We start from the raw sequence: 18300 nt of genomic DNA, 5'->3' as shown, positions 1-18300 counted from the left end.
TCTGATCATCATTCTTCATAAGAGCATGATTAATGTCCGTTTAAGGTACTGAATGATTAATGTGCTTTTATTCCTGCCGTAATATGGCCAACTGCAGGTTTAGATTCCCTATTGCAATTGTGTATAACCAATCCTAAAAATCCTGTTCCAAAAAAAAGAGACAGAACTCAGTTCTGCCTCTCTACCTCAAACTAAACATTACCTAATCAATAATGTAAATGTTTTTATTATGCTAATTTCTTACCCGTCTTGATAAATAAATTCGCTATTTTCTTCACATCAGAACCTGTTAAGAATTCATCGAAACATTCTGCTGCGTGAGACTGTGTAACTGCGGTACCATTAATACCTGTAATTTGAACGCCAGCCTGAGTTGTATTTTGCTCTCCTGCATAAACTGCGTCTACTGCCGAAACACCAGTATCATTACCATTTGAAGTGTAAGCGATCCAAGGCTTTAACGCAGATGCACCTGATACATTCGCAGCCACCATTTGGCGGATATGTGATGCGTGACGAGCCTCTACAGAGTGAATTTGTAAAGCAGTTGTCAATACTGGCATACCTTTCAAAATTGGTGCCTGACCTTTGTAAGCCCTAACACCTGTATCTTCAAAAGCCAATGCTACTTTTAAAAATGTTTGATAATTGGTATCTACGTCTGCAAAACCACCACCGGCTGTGAAATCAAAATCAGCATATACATATTGATCAGCACCACTGATGTTCAAAGCACCTTTCAATAAATCTACGTGTGCACGTTCATGGTTACGAATGGTTGTGATCGCTTGTCTTGCAGGTCCGTCAGGGATATAAGTAGAATTGGCCAATGTTAAGGCATGGTTATAATAATTATATTCCAGGTATTCTAATGCTAAAGCAAAATTTAGTACATCATTAACAGAAGATGGATTAGTTTGTCCATAAGCTTTTTGAAATAATGAACCCATTGCTAATGGTAATGCAGCCATAGAAATTTTCTTTCCAACATTGAAAAAATCTTTCATTGCACTGCGTCGCGGACTTAATCTTTCATAGATCTCTCCATCCACTTTTTCTATTTGGTCTAATATATTTAAGATATTCATGATTGCTGAGTTTTAAAGATTAAAGGTTAATTACGTTAATTTTTGTTTTGATATATTTTCCGGCCGCGGCTAACACTTTATCTGGCGTAAGTGCCCCGTCTAATCCACCAGCAACGTTAGCACCTAATGAAGTCAATTCATTTAAGTTTGCAAAACTTCCATTAGAAATGATGTCTCTGATATAAGCGGCGTGACGTGCTTCTACTGATACGATTTTACCTGCCGCTACCAGGTAAGCGTCTGTTGTAATCCGTACACCAGCACCGTTATACGCGGCTACACCTAAATCTTCAAATGTCATTGCTGCACCCAAAACGCTGCTAGCACTTGTGAAATCAATAGAAGAGAAATCTACTTCAAGGCTTCCAATCGCAGCTGTACTTAATACATTTTTCAAAAACTCTCTGTGTGCAATTTCGTGGAATTGAATATCCTGGAAATAAGCTTTTTGAGCGGTAGTGAATGACGATGGTGGTGCAGATGCCACTTTAACATAAAATGCAGCTTCCAGTTGTTCTAATGCATAAGCATAATTTAAAACACCAATTTCATTTTTAAAATCTAAGGTCGCCCCAGTCATTACGTTTTCAACACCACGGTCTTTTCTACAACCGGCCGCAACCAAGGCAATACCAGCTGCACTTGCTCCGGCATACTGAAGAAAAGATCTTCTGCCTAGTGAGCCTTTAAATAAACTTTCTTCCTGAAGTTCACTTTTTGTTTCTAGTTCATTGTTTTTCATAGTCATCTATGTTTTAGGTTTTTGAATTCGTTTGATGATACATACGTGACAATTAATCCGCTGGTTTTTCATTTTTGATTTTTTTTTATTAAGTGATTTTAATACATTCACCAACCTATAGCTATGATTACACTAAAAGCCATTATTGTTGATGATGAAGAGTTCGCGCGATCGTCGTTATTTTTTTTATTACAACAAAATTGTCCGCAGGTAGAAATCACAGGAATCGCTAAATCGGTAGCCGAGGCCAGGGAATTTTTAGCCCATCATCCCATCAATCTCATTTTTCTGGATATTGCGATGCCGGGTGGTAATGGTTTTGAACTCATTCCTGATGCCCAAAAACACCATGCTGCAGTAATTTTCACCACCGCATATGATCAGTATGCCTTAAAGGCTATTAAGGCAAATGCACTGGATTACCTGTTGAAGCCCATCGACATTGATGAATTAAAAATAGCTGTTGATAAAGTTGCCGAATACCTCAAACGTTTTCAAAACCAGAATGAAATTGATGAGCGGATTTCTAATCTGGCCTCAACCCTCAACAATAAATCTGAAATTAAAAAGTTAACCCTACCCTACGGACAGGGCTTTAAAATGGTTGATGTTGATGATATCATTTATATTGAGGCAGACAGCAACTATTCTGTACTTCATTTTGCCGATCAGGATAAAATTACCGTTTCGAAAGTTTTAAGGGAGTTTGAAGAACTTCTTCCTTCTGATCAGTTTGTACGCATCCATAAATCGAGTATTATTAACCTCAATCATTTAAAAGAATATAATTCTAAAAACGGATTGCAGGTTTTCTTAAAAAACGGAGAGAGCATTAATATATCAAGAAGAAGAGCAAGCGATTTTTTTGAGAAAATTAAACTTTTTATCAAGGCTGGAAGTGACCACTAATTTCCTTTCAACACTATTAAAAGCAGATCAAATGGTTAAGAAAATGCAGGTTTTTCATCATTATTCTTTCATTTTTGCCTTGCTGTTGTTGCTTTTGCAGCCTGCTGATCTATTTTCTCAAACAACCTACCTGCCACATTATACTTCGAAAAACGGCCTGGCCAGTAATAATTGCTATTATATTCTGCAAGATAAAAAAGGCTTCATCTGGATTGCTACCGACAATGGGGTTAGTCGCTTTGATGGAACCAACTTTCAAAATTTCACCATTGAAGACGGCTTGCCTGATACACAAATCCTGCAGATGAAGGAAGACAAAAGTGGCCGGCTATGGTTCTTTTCACTAAACGGGCAACTCAGTTATTTAAAGGATGGTAAATTTTATAATAAAAATAATGACCAGCTGCTCAGAAAACTTAATTTCAATACCGTAATTGTATCTTTTCTGATTGACAAAAGCGGAAAAATATGGCTGGGTACCAACTCCAATTTAATTGTTTGCTGGGATGGAAAAATGATCAGAAAGTACATTTCTCCTAACCCTGATGATAAATTTATCAATGCTTTTATTCATGAAGACGAACAGGGAAATATCCTGGCCTATAGTGATTTAAGCGTTCAACGGTTTAATGGCAAAACATTTTCAATCCTCCGGTCAAAAGTACGCCCCATTTCCTATATGACGGCCTGTAACATGCCTGACCAATCTCTCATTTATCTTGATCAGGAAGGACTTAAAGTGTTAAAATCGGGCAAAATAAATAACCTGATTTCCATTCCACAGAACCTGATTAAAAACATGTCGGGCTATTTTTATTATGATCAGTCATTAAAAGAAGTATGGCTGGCCAATGCGAATGGCACTTTTGCTTTGAATAAAAGCGGAAAAACAATACAGTATCTTCAGGATATCGCGGTAAATCAGGTAATGAAGGATAGTAACCAGAATATGTGGTTTGCCACAACCACAGGAATTTATATGTTGCCGAATGCCAGTAACAGACTTTCCATTATAGATGCAGAATCCGGCCTGAGCAGTAATGTCATCAAGAGCATTACCAAAGATGCGAAAAATCGCTTATGGCTGGGCACTGATGACGCTGTTATTGATATTCTGAATATTCATAATTACCAGATTATGGAAGTAGGTTTAGATGATTTTAAAAAGTACAAAACCATCAAGCAACTCTCCTTCGATGCACAGAATGAATCAATTTATTTTGCATCTGATTACGGAATGGGTGTTTTTAAAAACATTTATAAAAATACAGATGATGTCAGCTACCTGAAAGAAGCAAATAATTCCATGTTTGTGATTAAGCATTTTAGTTTAAGTGGAAATAATAATCACCTGGCTTTGGCATTATCATCCGGTGTTGTTTTCTTATCCGATAAAGCACGAAAATTTGAATTTAATTCACTGAAATATAAAGAAAAAGAAGATTTTTTTAAAGACAGGTCTTACCACGTTTTTTATGACGATAAAGGAAATTTATGGTTTTCGAATATTAATGGTTTATCTGAATTTTCGAATGGCCGCCTGATTAAACATTATGAACATGAACCGCTTTTAACCAAACGGATTAATGATATCCAGCAACTGGCTGACGGCACGCTGATTCTGGCAACAGATGGCTATGGCTTAATCTTCTATCACGAAGGCAAAATAACCAAACAGATTACCCAGGAAAATGGGTTAACCAATAACATCTGTACCAAACTTTTTATTAAAAACAACGAAATCTGGGTACTCACGAATAAAGGCGTAAACAAGATTACCAATTACCCGCAGGCCCCGGCGGTAGCCAATTTCGATTATGGGAAAGATTTGCTGAGTGATGACATCAATAGCTTATTTATTGATGATAGTACTGCCTATTTCGCTACGAATAAAGGGCTGATATTATTTAAATACAACAATAAAAATATTAGCAGGAATTTACCAAAGGTTTACGTTACCTCTGTAATCAAAGATAATGAACGCTTACCTATTGATAAGGAAAACTTCACCTTCGAAACCGGAAACAGCACTATCCTATTTACCTTTAGTGCTGTAGATTTTACCACCAGCGATATTACCTATCGCTATCGCTTAAACGATCATTCTGCCTGGTTGGAAACCAGAACCAGAAGGTTAGATTTTTCATCCCTGCAATCCGGAGATTATGTTTTCGAAGTATGTGCAAAAAGCCAAAACGGAAACTGGGGCCCGTCAGCCAAGATCGCTTTTACGATTAAAAAGCAATTCTGGCAAAGCCTATGGTTCCTGTCAGTTCTGATTTTATTAGTGGCATATATCTTTTATAAGGTGGCTGTTTACATTACCCGCAAGCAGAAAGATAAAGAACAGGAACAATTACTCCTGAAAAATAAAGTGCTGATGCTCGAACAACAGGCACTTCAGGCCATGATGAATCCGCATTTTGTTTTCAATGTAATGAACTCCATCCAGCATTACATCAATACGCAAAATACGGCATCAGCAAATAAAGTGCTAACTGGTTTTGCACGCCTGATCAGAAAAAATCTGGAAATTTGTACCAAAAGCTATATCTCACTGGAAGAAGAGCTCGAATACCTTAATCTTTACCTGAAACTGGAAAAAAACCGTTTTGGGGATAAACTACATTATATTTTTTCAATTGACCCGGAAATAGACCTTGGCGATACTTTTATTCCCTCCATGCTGTTGCAGCCTTATGTAGAAAATGCCATCTGGCATGGTATCATGCCAAAGGAAACGGAAGGCCAAATCCAGATCAACATTAAAATGCTTGATTCCTTTTATCTGAACATCGAAATTATAGATGATGGTATTGGAATCGAAAACTCTTTAAAAAATAAAAAGGACACCCATATCAGTAAAGGTATGCAACTGACGAAAGAACGATTGAACCTATTGGCGCGGATTGAAGCAAAACCTATACACTTAAATGTGCACCAAAACCCTATAAATGGTACAACCGTATCAATTTCCATATCGCTAAAATAATAATTTACCGTTTACTCAATTATTAATACCACTCACTAAATAGAACTTCCCGGGATCATGGTTTAGCCTTAAACTTGTGTTAGAAATAAACGATAGTGTTTATCAAAGACGTTCTTATAGGATTGATATAGATATTTAATAACCTAACCTAAAGCTATATCTTAATTCAGGTTTCATTTGTGTGTTGAAAGCGGTCTTGTTTTTTTAAAAAGCGAGACCGCTTTTTTTATACCTGAAAATTATATTTTTGTATATGCTCCAGCAAGACATTAGCAAACACATTGAAGCCCTTATTTTTTCTTCTGTTCAGAGTATCAGCATCCAGGAGATTAATCTGGCTTTAAATTCGGTATTACAAGAGGAATATACTGAAACGTATATCCTGGAGTGTATAATGATGATTGAGGAAAAATATAATCAGGATGAATTTGCGATTGAACTGGTAAATTTAAACAATGGATACCAGTTTCTCACTAAAAAGGATTTTCATGAAACCGTTAATCAGCTTCAGTTACACCGTTCCAAGAAAAAATTAAGTCAGGCCGCTATGGAAACCCTGGCAATTATTGCTTATCGCCAACCCATTACCAAGCTGGAAATCGAACAAATCAGAGGTGTAAATTCAGATTATTCTGTGCAGCGTTTGCTGGAAAAAGAACTCATCAGCATGGAAGGAAAAGCGGAGACGCCCGGCCGTCCAATTCTTTACCGCACCAGTTCATTATTCATGGATTATTTTGGTTTAAACCACTTAAACCAACTTCCCCAGTTAAAAGATATCGCAAAAGATGAAAATGCAGTCGGTGAAAACATAGAGTAAAATAATTTAATTTCTTTGCTGTCAGATTGTTATTAAAAAAGTTTTTTTTTGTATTTTTAAACTATAAAATCAATCTTTATTTTTGTGTTATGAAAGCGCCAAAGAAACTCCCAAACAAGCCAACTACTAAAAAACAGGTAGACGAAGATGACGATCTTGAAGATGACGACATTCAAACAAAGAAAGTAAAGTCTCATGATGAGGATGAAGATGATTTTGATGTTCCATTAGATGACCTGGACAATTTTGACAACTTTGATGATGATGATGACGATTATTAATATTTAAAAAATGATATATTTGAAAAAGCATCCTGCCTGTTGGTTGGATGCTTTTTAATTTTAAAAACATTTCATGCAAATTATACAGGTAAATAATTCAGCCCTTAAAAAAGATTTCTTAGACGTTCCGAAAGTGCTTTACAAAAATGATAAGAATTGGATCTGTCCTTTAGATAGTGAAGTTGAAAATGTTTTTGATCCGCAGAAAAATGTTTTTTTCACCCATGGTAAATGTATCAGATGGGTTTTAAAGGATGAGTCAGGAAAACTGATTGGTCGAGTGGCTGCCTTTATCAATGAAAAAAAAGCATTTCAATATGACCAGCCAACAGGTGGAATGGGCTTCTTTGAATGCATTGATGATCAGCAGGCTGCTTTTTTGTTATTTGATACCGTAAAAGCCTGGTTAATGGAAAATGGGATGAAAGCCATGGACGGCCCAATTAACTTCGGAGAAAATGATTCTTTCTGGGGCTTACTGGTGGAAGGTTTTACTCCTCCTTCTTTTGGAATGAATTATAATTTCCCATATTATAAAAAGTTTTTTGATGCCTATGGTTTTACAACAGCATACGAACAACTGACCAATCACATCAATTTAACCGTTCCTTTTCCGGAGCGATTCACCAAAATTGCAAATTGGGTAAGAAATAAACCAGGTTACACTTTTGAATATTTCAGTAAGGCAAATGCTGAGAAATACATTAATGATCTGATGGAAATCTATAATGACGGCTGGCAAGACTTTGAAAATTTTGTCCCCATTAAAAAAGAGACATTAAAGGCGAGTTTTAAAAGCATGGAACCTATCATGGATGAACATTTGATCCAGTTCGCCTATTTTAACGGGGAGCCTGCTTCTTTTGTGGTATTAATTCCGGATGCAAACCAAATGATTAAGGGTTTTGACGGGAAACTGGGTTTGATTGAAAAACTAAAATTTGCTTACCGCAGATGGGTTGGGGTAACCAGGATGCGTGCCATTGTAATGGGAACCAAACCCAAATTTCAGAAACATGGCTTAGAATCGGTTTTATTCATCAGATTAGGAGAATACGTACTGCCTAAAAACCAATATAAAGAACTAGAATTAAGCTGGGTGGGAGATTTCAACGCGCAAATGATTGCCATCCATAAAGCTACAGGTGCTACTTTTGGCAAGAAGCATTTAACCATGCAAAAGGTCTTTAATAAACAGGATTAAAGATCAAGGAACAATGAGTAAGGAGCAAATTAAACCGTAATATCTTCACTCATTGTTCCTTATGCTTCAATTCACATTCCCAATTTATCATACAAGTCGATGACCTTCTTGCGAAGTTTATTGATTTCCTCGTCTTTTGCTGTCAGTTGCTCGCGTAATTCATTTGAATCGACAGATGAACCCTGATCTACTGTTTCACCAGTCAATAACATCATTACAGGCACTTTAAATGTTTTGGCGATTTGCAGTAACCTGGAAATATTAAGATCCGTTTGGCCAGTTTCAATTTTGCAAAAAGCAGGAGTTGAAATATTCAGCTGTTTGGCAGCTTCTGCCTGACTTAAACCAAGTGCTACCCTGCTCTTTTTAATCCGATCTCCAATGCTGTTCATGTTTTTCAAATTAGAGGTGAAATAAGAGAACCTGAATCCGTCTCCTATCTAATATCTCACGTCTTCTATCTATTTCTCCAAAGCAGCAGCCAATTCAGGCAGATCGAAACCCGCATAATTTCCTGAACTCATCATCAATAAATTACTATTTCTATAATTCAGGCTCAACAAATAATCTTTTAGTTTATTTGCATCATTAAAGAATTTAAGCTTTGGGTTAGCAAAAGCTTGCCGTACATCTTCTTCAGAAAATGGCTCCATCCTCTTCTGTTCAAAACTTTTTAAATCGATAAAAACAATGGCTTCATCCGCCTGATTCATCGCACCAGCATACTCTTTTAGGAAATCTTTATTCAGGCTGCTGAAAGTATGTAATTCTATGCAAGCAACTAATTTTCTGGCTTCAAACTGAGCTTTAACCGCATCAATAGTGGCTTTCAGTTTAGATGGTGAATGTGCAAAGTCTTTATAAACATTTGTCGATTCATCAGCAGAAATGACCTCTAATCTTTTAGCTGCACCAGTAAAAGATGCTATCGCAGTATCAAAGTCGGCCTGGCTGATATTCAGTTCTGCACAAACCAGTTTGGCAGCATTTAAATTCATCAGGTTATGATCACCAAATATTTTTAAAGCCGTTTGCTCTGGCAATAAATAAGTAATTCCATTGTTAATGTTGTGATCAGGAATAGCATAACCGATCTTTTTAACTTTTGCTTTCGATTGATCTACAATATTGTTCAAATCCTGATCAGCTTTGCAATAAATCAAAGTACCATTTTCTTCAATGGTATCTATAAATTTATCGAACTGAGAAGTATAATCAGCATAGGTAGGGAAAACATTAATATGATCCCAGGCTATACCACTAATTACAGCTACATTGGCCTTGTAAAGATGGAATTTTGGTCTTCTGTCAATTGGCGAAGATAAATATTCATCGCCTTCTATGATCATAACAGGTGCCTCTTCGGTCACTTTCACCATGGTTTCAAAACCAGCCAATTGGGCGCCAACCAAATAATCAAAATCACGATTATAATAATTCAGCACATGCAGAATCATACTGGTAATGGTGGTTTTACCATGACTGCCGCCAATTACTACGCGCAACTTATTTTTGCTTTGCTCGTAAATATATTCGGGGTATGAGTAAATTTTTATGCCAAGTTCCTGAGCTTTTAACAACTCCGGGTTATCAATTCTGGCGTGCATTCCTAAAATAACGGCATCTAAATCTGCAGAAATCCGGCTTTCCTCCCAGCCCATTTCAGCAGGTAGTAAACCATATTGATCCAAACGTGATTTAGCAGGTTCGAAAATCACATCATCAGCACCTGAAATCTGATATCCTTTTTTATGTAAGGCAATGGCCAGGTTGTGCATCGCACTGCCACCAATTGCTATGAAATGTATACGCATATTAATTAATTATTGAATGAGGGAATTAGTGAATGATTGAATGGTAGTGCGTCATAAACTAAAACATTCTATCAATCACTCATTCAAAAATTCAATCATTGTTTCTTTTCAAACTGAGCCGCAACCCAATCGCCATTTTGTTTGTGATCAAGATATTTAATGCCATACTTGGCACATTCAGCGGTAATCATGCTTAAGTCGGGTTCCAGGTAAAAGCCACTAAAGAAAATTTTTCCTTCAGCTTTCAATACTTCTGCATAACGATGGATCTGATCAAGCAAAATATTTCTGTTGATATTCGCAAAAATGACATCATATGTTTCATCCGGAATCACTTCCTTACTGCCGCAAAGTGCTTTTAAGTTGATGACGTTATTCAAAGTAGCGTTTTCTATGGTACTTTCATAGCAAATGTCATCGTAATCAATGGCCATTAAACTTTTAGCACCAAGCTTACCTGCCAGGATAGCTAAAATTCCTGTACCACAACCCATATCAAGAATATTTTTGTCGAGCAGATCGGCAGATAAAATATACTGTATCATCATGGTTGTGGTTTGATGGTGACCAGTTCCAAAAGCCATTTTCGGATCAATGATTATCTCATACGGATAGGATGGTTTCGGCTCATGAAAAGTTGCCCGCACATAACAAACGTCATCAATAATCAGCGGACTGAAGTTTTTTTCCCATTCGGCATTCCAATTCTCATCTGCCACATCTTCTAAAATGTATGTGGTCGCAAAATCGTCAGCATACCCGCCAAGCAAATCTTTTAATTCTTGCTCGTTGAAGTTATCTTTAATGACGAAGGCCGTAAAACCACCCTCACTGTCTTCGAAAGTATCAAAACCTAAATCAGCAAGATCACTGATGAGTAGATCTTGCTGAAATTCTTCAATACCGTTGAATTTAAATATTGCTTTTATATATTGCATCTAGCTGTTTAATGCTTTAATAATGTCTGTAAAATCGCGTGATTTCAAAGATGCACCACCTATCAAACCACCATCGATATCCTTTTGTGAAAATAAACTTGCAGCATTACCCGGGTTGCAACTTCCTCCGTAAAGAATGGTCGTATCATCTGCAGTGTTAAAACCATAGTTGGCTTCAATTTCTGAACGGATAAAGGCATGAATATCCTGTGCTTGTTCTGGTGAAGCGGTTAAACCTGTACCAATTGCCCAAACCGGTTCATAAGCAATAACAATTTTAGCGAAATCAGTATCGCTTAAACTAAATATACCTTCAACTAATTGCTTTTTCAATACTTCGTAATAACTTCCGTTATTACGTTCATCTAAAGTTTCGCCGATACAGAAAATTGGTGTTAAGCCATTGGCTAAGGCCACCTTAGTTTTTTCAGCCAGTAAAGCATCACTTTCTGCAAAATACTGCCTGCGCTCTGAGTGGCCTAAAATAACATATTCTGCACCAACAGACTTTACCATCTTAGCGGATGTTTCGCCGGTATAAGCACCATTTTCCTTATCACTGATATTTTGAGCCCCAATTTTAACATCATTTCCACCCAACTTTACAAGGCTGTTTAAATGAATAAAAGGTGAGCAAATAATAGCAATTTGATCGCCTTTGCGTTCATCTTTAACCATATTTACAATTTCACTAAATAACGAAACACCTTCATTATAGTCTAAATTCATTTTCCAGTTACCGGCTACTATTTGTTTTCTCATTTTATTTAATTTATTGGTTTGAAGATCCCATTAAAAAGATCTTATTAATATTAATAGTTTCTATGAGCGGATGTTAATTCAAAAACTTTCGTTAAAATATCTTTTTCTAGGCTACCAAACGGCAAAGATTTCCTTGCAAACACTTTTTCTGCCGTTTCGAACATTTTTTCTAATTTATAAGATTCGAAGCAATTTCCGCCACCCCAGCTAAAATCAGGGATATGATTTGGAGGAAGGCCGGCTCCGAAAACATTGGCACTTACGCCAACTACGGTTCCTGTATTAAACATGGTGTTGATGCCACTCTTGGAATGATCGGCCATGATTAAACCGCAAAATTGAAGCTGTGTATTTCGCATAGATTGGCTTTCATAATCATAAAGTTTCACTTCTGCGTAATTATTTTTGAGGTTGGAGTTATTGGTATCAGCACCGATATTGCACCATTCGCCCAATACAGAATTACCTAAATAGCCCTCATGGCCTTTTGCCGAGTTCCCCCAAATCACTGAATTATTAATTTCACCACCTGCACGGCTATTGGGGCCGATCGTTGTTCCTGAATAGATCTTCGCGCCCATTTTGATGGATGAATTTTCACAAAGTGCAAAAGAACCGCGGATAAGGCTACCTTCCCAGATTTCAGCATTCTTGCCCATGTAAATCGGGCCATAAGTGGTATTCAGCACACTACATTCAACTTTCGCCCCTTCTTCTAAAAAGATATCATGGCCTATTAATTGATTGGTACTGCTGATTGCCGCTGAACTCCGTCCTTTAGTTAACAACTCAAAGTCTTTTCTGATCTCCGCTGGATTATTTGAAAAAATCTGTTCCGGATAGGTCATTTTTAAAAATTTCGAATTAAATTCGATAGGTTTTAACTGATGTCGGGCCTGCTGATAAGTGAAGACATCACTGGAATTAAAAGCAAGAACGATATCACCAGCTAAAAGGATCTCACCGTTTTTAAGTGCTGCTATAGATTGAAGTAAATCTTCATCCGGACATAAGGCACCATTGATATATAAAGAAGCTTCAACCGAAGCAAATTTTGCAGTTAAATAGTTTTGAGTGATAAAACCATAATCGGCTTTCAGGTACTTTCCCCATTTTTCGGCAATGGTTAAAATACCAATGCGCAAATCGGCCACGGGCCGGGTAAAGGTTAGCGGACGTAAAGACATCCAGCTGGCATCATCAAATAAATTGATTGTCATAAGCAGCAAAAATAAAAAAAGTCCCGATGCTTTTGGCAAAGGGACTTCAAAAAATGCTTTTTGTTGCTAAAATTATTTCTTAGCGTAACGGTTTTTGAATTTATCGATACGTCCTGCTGTATCAACCAATTTCATTTTACCGGTATAGAAAGGGTGTGAAGTATGAGAAATCTCTAATTTATAAAGAGGATACTCGTTACCATCTTCCCATTTAATTGTTTCTTTAGTATCTACGCAAGATTTTGTTAAGAAAGCATATTCGTTAGACATGTCTTTAAAAACAACTGGTCTGTAGCTTGTTGGGTGCAAATCTTTTTTCATTTGAATATTATTTTAAGTTATTTGTGTGAAAGCATCAAGAACATTTTTGCAATTTGCTGGCAACAACGCTTATGACAATTTCTATTAATCTTTCTACTTCTATTTTAGAGGATGCAAATATCCTAATTTTATTTTTGATTTACAAGCCAAAATTGAGAATTTTAATTTATAGACTCATCCCTTACAGAGAACACAATAATTATCTTCGATAGAAGCAATGCCAACTCCTTAACTATTAACTCATCAGGCTACAAACTTAAACTTTTTTGAATTCAAAATTGTTTATCCGATATTTAAAAAATATAACTAAATTTGAAATATGAGAAAAGACGGCGCATTTGATGGCATTATCCACTCAAATAGTAGTGGGAAGCTTTATATTAAAAGTCCTGATTTTTTTGCACAGCCACGCATTAAAGAAATGGTTGGCGCATTAATGGAATCCAGTATTTTTAAAAAAATAGAAAAAGATAAAAATAAGAAATAACCTGTAGATGCCTTTTAACCTGCTTTTGTTTCCGCTTGTGGGTGGCTACTATATTCTAATCAGGTTTAGATACCTCCGTTATATCCAATACCGGCTTGAGAGTCAGCGTGTATTACTAAATTCTGCTATTGCCGGCATCATGCTATTAGCTGTGTGTTTTCTGTTACGAACACTATTCATCGCAATATTTCCTGAAACAGTTGCTTATTTAAGCACATTATTACCCATTCGTACACCATATTTTGGTACCACCAGTATGTCATTGTTTGTTGCGGTAGGTGCAACTGAGTTTGCCAACCTGTTTATTAACCGGCTTGATGCGATCAAAAAGGCCATATTTACCTCAGGCAATGAGTTTGAACTTTTATTGAGTTCATCCTTTTTTGATGCACACCTTTTACAATTTACGATGGATAGTGGTAAATTTTATATTGGCTGGGTGAAAGAGTTACCAAAACCCTTTACTACCAGTTATATCCGCATTACGCCCGCCTTTAGCGGTTACAGGAACAATGATAAAGAACTCGTTTTTACCACTCAGTATTTAACCGTTTACGCCAGTTATATTGAAGATGGTTCTGTTGCCAACACCAATGAACTGAAAACTGATCTTGTACTTAAAGCGGATAAAATCAATTCCGTTTCATTTTTTGATATGGATATGTACAACCGGTTTAATCCTTTACAGGAGTAATATTTAAGCTAATTCTTTCGGCTATATTTTTCCCAGGTTTCTACCTTGGCTTTTTGCCTCGCCATATAGGTGTCCGCTATTACCTCTGCAGCAATTGAACCTTCAACCGTTTCCAGCAATTCTTTTAATTTATACTGATCTACATCTGCTTTATAAAGGATTTGAATCAGTTTTGGAAAATCGTTATCGATCAGGTAAGCGAATGCATCAATCAGCACATTGCGCAATTCCTCTTCAGATAAACACTCTTCGATATCAAAATCTTTGCTGATGATTTTAAGAATAGACATTTTTTTTGATCGTTTTTTCGTATTAGTTGATTGTTGCTTTAGCTAACTGTTTATTGTCTTTCTTTCTAACCGATAGTCATTACTTCTCTTTGCTCCTTAATCTTTGTTACCTTATCTTTACCCCTCACTCCTTACCCACTACACCCATTTAATTTCCTGACAAAGCTCGATCAAAACGCCATTGGTACTTTTTGGATGAATAAAGCAGACCATCTTATTATCCGCACCTTTTTTCGGAACATCGTTTAGAAGTACAAAACCTAAGGATTTTAACCTTTCCATCTCTTCCAGAATATTATCTACTGCGAAAGCAATGTGATGAATTCCTTCTCCTTTTTTCTCCAGAAATCTGGCAATTGCACTATTATCATCTGTTGCCTCAAGTAGTTCTACTTTATTCTCTCCGGTTTTAAAAAATGCGGTTTTCACCTGCTCTGAATCAACTATTTCCGTTTTATAGCAGGAAGTATTCAACAATAACTCATAGAGTGGAACGGACTTGGAAAGGTTATTTACCGCTATTCCGATATGTTCTATCTTATTCATCGTTTACAAAGGTTGGTTGAATGTAAAAATGCGGCTTTTCTCTATAACCTCATAGCTATTATTTATAATTCTTAGGAAAGTTTTTTTGTATCTTTGTATTATAATTAACAGAATAGAGATGAAACAGCCGATATATTTAGATAATAACGCCACAACACCTTTAGATCCAAGAGTGTTGGAAGCGATGCTACCTTACTTTACTGAGAAATTTGGAAATGCCGCAAGCCGTAATCACGCTTTTGGTTGGGTGGCTGAAGAAGGAGTAGATTATGCTCGTGAGCAGGTAGCCAAATTAATCGGCTGTACTGAAAAAGAAGTCATTTTTACATCAGGCGCTACTGAAGCCGATAACCTGGCGATTAAAGGTGTGTTCGAAATGTATAAAGAAAAAGGTAACCACATCATTACTGCAGTTACTGAACATAAAGCCGTATTGGATACCTGTAAGCACCTGGAGAAAAACGGTGCAAGAGTAACTTATTTAGGCGTTAAAGAAGATGGTTTAATCGACTTAGCTGAATTGGAAGCAGCGATGACTCCTGAAACTATTTTAGTTTCGATCATGTATGGAAATAATGAAATTGGCGTTATTCAGCCGGTTAAAGAAATTTCTGCTATTGCACATAAGTTTGGTGCATTATTCATGACTGATGCGACTCAAGCGGTAGGTAAAATTCCGGTTGATGTAAATGCAGATGGAATAGATTTAATGGCTTTTTCTGCGCATAAAATGTATGGTCCGAAAGGCGTTGGTGCACTTTACGTTCGTAGAAAAAATCCAAGAGTTAAAGTAACTTCACAAATGGACGGCGGTGGTCATGAGCGTGGCATGCGTTCCGGTACCTTAAATGTTCCAGGTATTGTGGGTTTAGGTAAAGCCTGTGAACTTTGCCGCTTGGAAATGGAAAGCGAAGCCATTCGTTTATCTGGCATGCGTGATCGTTTAGAGTCGACTTTAAATAAAATGGAAGAAAGTTATGTGAATGGTAATACACAACACCGTTTACCACATGTGGCTAACATTTCTTTCAAATACGTGGAAGGTGAAGGCTTAATGATGGCCATGAGCGATTTAGCCGTATCATCAGGCTCAGCCTGTACATCTGCTTCTTTAGAACCATCGTATGTATTAAAAAGCTTAGGTTTATCAGATGATTTAGCACATTCTTCTATCCGTTACGGATTAGGGCGCTTTACCACTGAAGAAGAAATAGATCAGGCCATTGCAGTTACTGAAAAAGCGGTAAATCACTTAAGAGAACTTTCTCCACTTTGGGAAATGTTTAAAGAAGGGATTGATTTGAGTAAAATTGAATGGGCGGAACACTAAATTAATTTACGATTGTAGATTGACGAATTACGATTTGAAAGCTACAATCCAATAAAATAAAAAATTTAATAATTTACGGTGGAGGGGCAATCTAAAATCGTAAATCTAAAATCTAAAATATCATGGCATATTCAGAAAAAGTAATTGACCATTACAATAACCCACGTAACGTAGGTACACTAAATAAAGACAGTAAATTTGTCGGAACAGGATTAGTTGGCGCACCTGAGTGTGGCGACGTAATGCGTTTGCAGATTGAAGTAAGTGAAGATAATGTTATCACTGACGCTAAATTTAAAACATTTGGTTGTGGTTCTGCTATCGCATCTTCATCTCTGGCAACAGAATGGTTAAAAGGTAAAACCATTGATGAGGCTTTATCTATCGACAACATGGATATTGTTGAAGAATTGGCTTTACCTCCGGTAAAAATTCACTGCTCTGTATTAGCAGAAGATGCAATTAAATCGGCCATTAACGATTACCGTGTAAAAAATGGCTTAGAGGCAATTGTTTTAGAAAAATCACACCATTAAAATAGATGTGAGAATTCAGATTTGAGATGTGAGTATGACTTCACAAGTCTCAAACCTCATATCTCAAATTTCAAATCTCATATCTCAAATCTATATCATTATGATTACGATAACCGATAAAGCAAAAGATAAAATCGACCACTTAATGCAGGATTCTGAAATGGGTTCTGATTACTTTTTACGCGTTTCTGTAAAAGGTGGTGGTTGTTCTGGTTTATCTTATAATTTGGATTTCGATAACGAAGAACAAAAAGGTGATCAGTTTTTTGAAGATAGAGGAATCAAAATTGCATTGGATATGAAATCATTCCTTTATCTGGCCGGAACGGAATTAGATTTCACTGATGGCTTAAATGGAAAAGGATTTAATTTTGTAAATCCCAATGCCAGCCGCACCTGTGGTTGTGGTGAAAGTTTTTCAGTATAAATTTAACAGCAAAAAGAAAAAAGCGGCTTGAGAGATTTTTCAGGCCGCTTTCTTTGTTATTTGAGTTGGGATGGCTTACTGCTCATCGTGTTTCTTGCGGTAATCGCAGTGGTTTTGCTATTAAAATCTGTAGGTTCAGAAGTATAATCGCCATCAAAGGCAACTCTGCCTTGTCCCTCTCCAATGGTAAAAGGTCCGCTGTGAGAATCGTCGATGTTTATGATGCCACCAATTCCGTTTTTAATATTACTTCCATCTTTTTCTCCAGACATTAAAAAAGCGTAAAAATTATAACCACCATTTCTGTACGCTTTTACCTTTCCGTAAACGGTAAATTTATTTCCACTTCCGCTAATGGCGGTTACGACACTGGTATCTGCTGCACCAATAAAGTTTTTGCCCAACATTTTAATACTGAAATCGCTAGTACTTTGCTCATAAAATTTAACTACGCCATCCATAAGTACATAACCAGGCGTATAGGAGTCGTTGGGTATATTACTATTTTTTATGGTGAAAGGCTTAAATAAGTAAGAGCCATCAATATTTGGGGGCGTAGTACCCTTATTGATAGTAAAACCCAGTTTGGTTAAGCTATCTACATACTGTTGAGGAATAATATCTTCTATTTTCTTAGTCAAGATATCTTCATCGCTTGGATTAATATCTTTGTTTTTGGAGCAAGCTGCAAATTGCAGCACTACACCTACTATTAAAGCAAATGCACATCCCTTGGCTACCATTGTTAAGTTTGTTGTTGTTTTCATCATGCAATTTTTAATTCTATGTTTTTAAAATGCCCAATTGCAACTGTAGTGCCAATAGCCATAATCTATCTCAAATAGATTAAAAACAATTATAAACTACTATATAGATCTACCTAAAATCAGGTATTTCCA

21 protein-coding genes are annotated in these 18300 nt (G+C 36.6%); 10 read left to right on the top strand and 11 right to left on the bottom strand.

From position 1 onward, the window contains the following. Positions 1 to 227 precede the first annotated feature (227 nt). Together OQ267_RS16605 and OQ267_RS16600 are read right to left on the bottom strand one after the other, a co-directional pair. On the bottom strand, positions 228 to 1088 hold the full coding sequence (locus OQ267_RS16605; protein WP_265817636.1) for a ferritin-like domain-containing protein: 861 nt from the start codon (positions 1086 to 1088) through the stop codon (positions 228 to 230). Positions 1089 to 1107: 19 nt separating this feature from the next. Further along, on the bottom strand, positions 1108 to 1830 hold the full coding sequence (locus OQ267_RS16600; protein ID WP_088300508.1) for a ferritin-like domain-containing protein: 723 nt from the start codon (positions 1828 to 1830) through the stop codon (positions 1108 to 1110). Between the two features lie 123 nt (positions 1831 to 1953). Between OQ267_RS16600 and OQ267_RS16595 the strand changes: the two genes are divergently transcribed. The 5 genes from OQ267_RS16595 (at position 1954) to OQ267_RS16575 (ending at position 8036) form a co-directional block, all read left to right on the top strand. Further along, complete coding sequence (locus tag OQ267_RS16595) at positions 1954 to 2739, top strand: LytR/AlgR family response regulator transcription factor (protein WP_265836979.1); 786 nt, start codon at positions 1954 to 1956, stop codon at positions 2737 to 2739. 31 nt (positions 2740 to 2770) lie between these two features. Then, complete coding sequence (locus OQ267_RS16590; RefSeq protein ID WP_265836977.1) at positions 2771 to 5731, top strand: ligand-binding sensor domain-containing protein; 2961 nt, start codon at positions 2771 to 2773, stop codon at positions 5729 to 5731. A 253-nt stretch (positions 5732 to 5984) separates the two neighbouring features. Further along, positions 5985 to 6551, top strand: a complete 567-nt coding sequence (gene scpB / locus OQ267_RS16585) for an SMC-Scp complex subunit ScpB (protein ID WP_265836975.1) — start codon at positions 5985 to 5987, stop codon at positions 6549 to 6551. Positions 6552 to 6640: 89 nt separating this feature from the next. Continuing rightward, on the top strand, positions 6641 to 6832 hold the full coding sequence (locus OQ267_RS16580) for a hypothetical protein (RefSeq protein ID WP_265817632.1): 192 nt from the start codon (positions 6641 to 6643) through the stop codon (positions 6830 to 6832). 73 nt (positions 6833 to 6905) lie between these two features. Further along, positions 6906 to 8036 (top strand): GNAT family N-acetyltransferase, encoded by a 1131-nt coding sequence (locus OQ267_RS16575; protein ID WP_265836974.1) that lies wholly within the window; start codon positions 6906 to 6908, stop codon positions 8034 to 8036. A gap of 71 nt (positions 8037 to 8107) precedes the next feature. Here OQ267_RS16575 and OQ267_RS16570 read toward each other — a convergent pair whose 3' ends face one another. From OQ267_RS16570 to OQ267_RS16545, 6 genes are all read right to left on the bottom strand, one after another. Further along, entirely contained in the window at positions 8108 to 8428 is a 321-nt protein-coding gene (locus tag OQ267_RS16570; protein ID WP_265836973.1) for a helix-turn-helix domain-containing protein, read from the bottom strand. Positions 8429 to 8497: 69 nt separating this feature from the next. Beyond that, a complete protein-coding gene (locus OQ267_RS16565) occupies positions 8498 to 9850 on the bottom strand; it encodes a UDP-N-acetylmuramate--L-alanine ligase (RefSeq protein WP_265836972.1) in 1353 nt (450 codons plus the stop codon). Between the two features lie 95 nt (positions 9851 to 9945). Further along, on the bottom strand, positions 9946 to 10788 hold the full coding sequence (gene prmA / locus OQ267_RS16560; RefSeq protein WP_265836971.1) for a 50S ribosomal protein L11 methyltransferase: 843 nt from the start codon (positions 10786 to 10788) through the stop codon (positions 9946 to 9948). Beyond that, positions 10789 to 11550 carry a triose-phosphate isomerase gene (tpiA, locus tag OQ267_RS16555; protein WP_088300515.1) on the bottom strand — a complete coding sequence of 254 codons (762 nt, stop codon included), beginning with the start codon at positions 11548 to 11550 and terminating at the stop codon, positions 10789 to 10791. A gap of 50 nt (positions 11551 to 11600) precedes the next feature. Then, positions 11601 to 12770: a GlmU family protein gene (locus OQ267_RS16550; RefSeq protein ID WP_265836969.1), complete on the bottom strand. Its 1170-nt coding sequence runs from the start codon at positions 12768 to 12770 to the stop codon at positions 11601 to 11603. A gap of 72 nt (positions 12771 to 12842) precedes the next feature. Continuing rightward, on the bottom strand, positions 12843 to 13091 hold the full coding sequence (locus OQ267_RS16545; protein ID WP_025142617.1) for a type B 50S ribosomal protein L31: 249 nt from the start codon (positions 13089 to 13091) through the stop codon (positions 12843 to 12845). Between the two features lie 319 nt (positions 13092 to 13410). On the opposite strand from OQ267_RS16545, the gene OQ267_RS16540 reads away from it, so the two are divergent. Together OQ267_RS16540 and OQ267_RS16535 are read left to right on the top strand one after the other, a co-directional pair. Further along, the gene (locus OQ267_RS16540) at positions 13411 to 13578 is read left to right on the top strand and encodes a hypothetical protein (protein ID WP_172406462.1); all 168 of its coding nucleotides are present in this window, start codon (positions 13411 to 13413) and stop codon (positions 13576 to 13578) included. Between the two features lie 7 nt (positions 13579 to 13585). Next, entirely contained in the window at positions 13586 to 14272 is a 687-nt protein-coding gene (locus OQ267_RS16535) for a hypothetical protein (RefSeq protein ID WP_265836966.1), read from the top strand. Between the two features lie 8 nt (positions 14273 to 14280). On the opposite strand, the gene OQ267_RS16530 is transcribed toward OQ267_RS16535, so the two are convergent. Beyond that, entirely contained in the window at positions 14281 to 14562 is a 282-nt protein-coding gene (locus tag OQ267_RS16530) for a hypothetical protein (RefSeq protein WP_265836965.1), read from the bottom strand. Positions 14563 to 14700: 138 nt separating this feature from the next. Then, entirely contained in the window at positions 14701 to 15108 is a 408-nt protein-coding gene (gene mce / locus OQ267_RS16525; RefSeq protein ID WP_265836964.1) for a methylmalonyl-CoA epimerase, read from the bottom strand. 118 nt (positions 15109 to 15226) lie between these two features. Between mce and OQ267_RS16520 the strand changes: the two genes are divergently transcribed. From OQ267_RS16520 to OQ267_RS16510, 3 genes are all read left to right on the top strand, one after another. Continuing rightward, positions 15227 to 16438 (top strand): IscS subfamily cysteine desulfurase, encoded by a 1212-nt coding sequence (locus OQ267_RS16520; RefSeq protein ID WP_088300520.1) that lies wholly within the window; start codon positions 15227 to 15229, stop codon positions 16436 to 16438. 122 nt (positions 16439 to 16560) lie between these two features. Then, positions 16561 to 16974, top strand: coding sequence for a Fe-S cluster assembly scaffold IscU (gene iscU / locus OQ267_RS16515; RefSeq protein WP_010602054.1), 414 nt, complete (start codon positions 16561 to 16563; stop codon positions 16972 to 16974). Positions 16975 to 17074: 100 nt separating this feature from the next. Then, entirely contained in the window at positions 17075 to 17401 is a 327-nt protein-coding gene (locus OQ267_RS16510; protein WP_088300521.1) for a HesB/IscA family protein, read from the top strand. Between the two features lie 56 nt (positions 17402 to 17457). Here the strand turns inward: OQ267_RS16510 and OQ267_RS16505 are convergent, their stop codons facing one another. Beyond that, positions 17458 to 18171: a hypothetical protein gene (locus tag OQ267_RS16505; RefSeq protein WP_265836963.1), complete on the bottom strand. Its 714-nt coding sequence runs from the start codon at positions 18169 to 18171 to the stop codon at positions 17458 to 17460. Positions 18172 to 18300 lie beyond the last annotated feature (129 nt).

The organism is Pedobacter sp. MR22-3, from assembly GCF_026240075.1.
Classification (GTDB): Bacteria; Bacteroidota; Bacteroidia; order Sphingobacteriales; family Sphingobacteriaceae; genus Pedobacter.
Note: the sequence above shows the minus strand (reverse complement) of the source record. Positions and strands in the feature narration are given on the sequence as shown.

Bases quoted from the DNA above. Each gene is read 5' to 3' on its own strand.
- OQ267_RS16540 (WP_172406462.1), top strand. From the start codon at position 13,411: ATGAGAAAAGACGGCGCATTTGATGGCATTATCCACTCAAATAGTAGT.
- OQ267_RS16605 (WP_265817636.1), bottom strand. From the start codon at position 1,088: ATGAATATCTTAAATATATTAGACCAAATAGAAAAAGTGGATGGAGAG.
- OQ267_RS16595 (WP_265836979.1), top strand. From the start codon at position 1,954: ATGATTACACTAAAAGCCATTATTGTTGATGATGAAGAGTTCGCGCGA.
- OQ267_RS16565 (WP_265836972.1), bottom strand. From the start codon at position 9,850: ATGCGTATACATTTCATAGCAATTGGTGGCAGTGCGATGCACAACCTG.
- OQ267_RS16535 (WP_265836966.1), top strand. From the start codon at position 13,586: ATGCCTTTTAACCTGCTTTTGTTTCCGCTTGTGGGTGGCTACTATATT.
- OQ267_RS16510 (WP_088300521.1), top strand. From the start codon at position 17,075: ATGATTACGATAACCGATAAAGCAAAAGATAAAATCGACCACTTAATG.
- OQ267_RS16575 (WP_265836974.1), top strand. From the start codon at position 6,906: ATGCAAATTATACAGGTAAATAATTCAGCCCTTAAAAAAGATTTCTTA.
- mce (WP_265836964.1), bottom strand. From the start codon at position 15,108: ATGAATAAGATAGAACATATCGGAATAGCGGTAAATAACCTTTCCAAG.
- OQ267_RS16530 (WP_265836965.1), bottom strand. From the start codon at position 14,562: ATGTCTATTCTTAAAATCATCAGCAAAGATTTTGATATCGAAGAGTGT.
- OQ267_RS16600 (WP_088300508.1), bottom strand. From the start codon at position 1,830: ATGAAAAACAATGAACTAGAAACAAAAAGTGAACTTCAGGAAGAAAGT.
- OQ267_RS16580 (WP_265817632.1), top strand. From the start codon at position 6,641: ATGAAAGCGCCAAAGAAACTCCCAAACAAGCCAACTACTAAAAAACAG.
- prmA (WP_265836971.1), bottom strand. From the start codon at position 10,788: ATGCAATATATAAAAGCAATATTTAAATTCAACGGTATTGAAGAATTT.
- OQ267_RS16545 (WP_025142617.1), bottom strand. From the start codon at position 13,091: ATGAAAAAAGATTTGCACCCAACAAGCTACAGACCAGTTGTTTTTAAA.
- OQ267_RS16505 (WP_265836963.1), bottom strand. From the start codon at position 18,171: ATGATGAAAACAACAACAAACTTAACAATGGTAGCCAAGGGATGTGCA.
- OQ267_RS16550 (WP_265836969.1), bottom strand. From the start codon at position 12,770: ATGACAATCAATTTATTTGATGATGCCAGCTGGATGTCTTTACGTCCG.
- OQ267_RS16520 (WP_088300520.1), top strand. From the start codon at position 15,227: ATGAAACAGCCGATATATTTAGATAATAACGCCACAACACCTTTAGAT.
- OQ267_RS16590 (WP_265836977.1), top strand. From the start codon at position 2,771: ATGGTTAAGAAAATGCAGGTTTTTCATCATTATTCTTTCATTTTTGCC.
- iscU (WP_010602054.1), top strand. From the start codon at position 16,561: ATGGCATATTCAGAAAAAGTAATTGACCATTACAATAACCCACGTAAC.
- OQ267_RS16570 (WP_265836973.1), bottom strand. From the start codon at position 8,428: ATGAACAGCATTGGAGATCGGATTAAAAAGAGCAGGGTAGCACTTGGT.
- scpB (WP_265836975.1), top strand. From the start codon at position 5,985: ATGCTCCAGCAAGACATTAGCAAACACATTGAAGCCCTTATTTTTTCT.
- tpiA (WP_088300515.1), bottom strand. From the start codon at position 11,550: ATGAGAAAACAAATAGTAGCCGGTAACTGGAAAATGAATTTAGACTAT.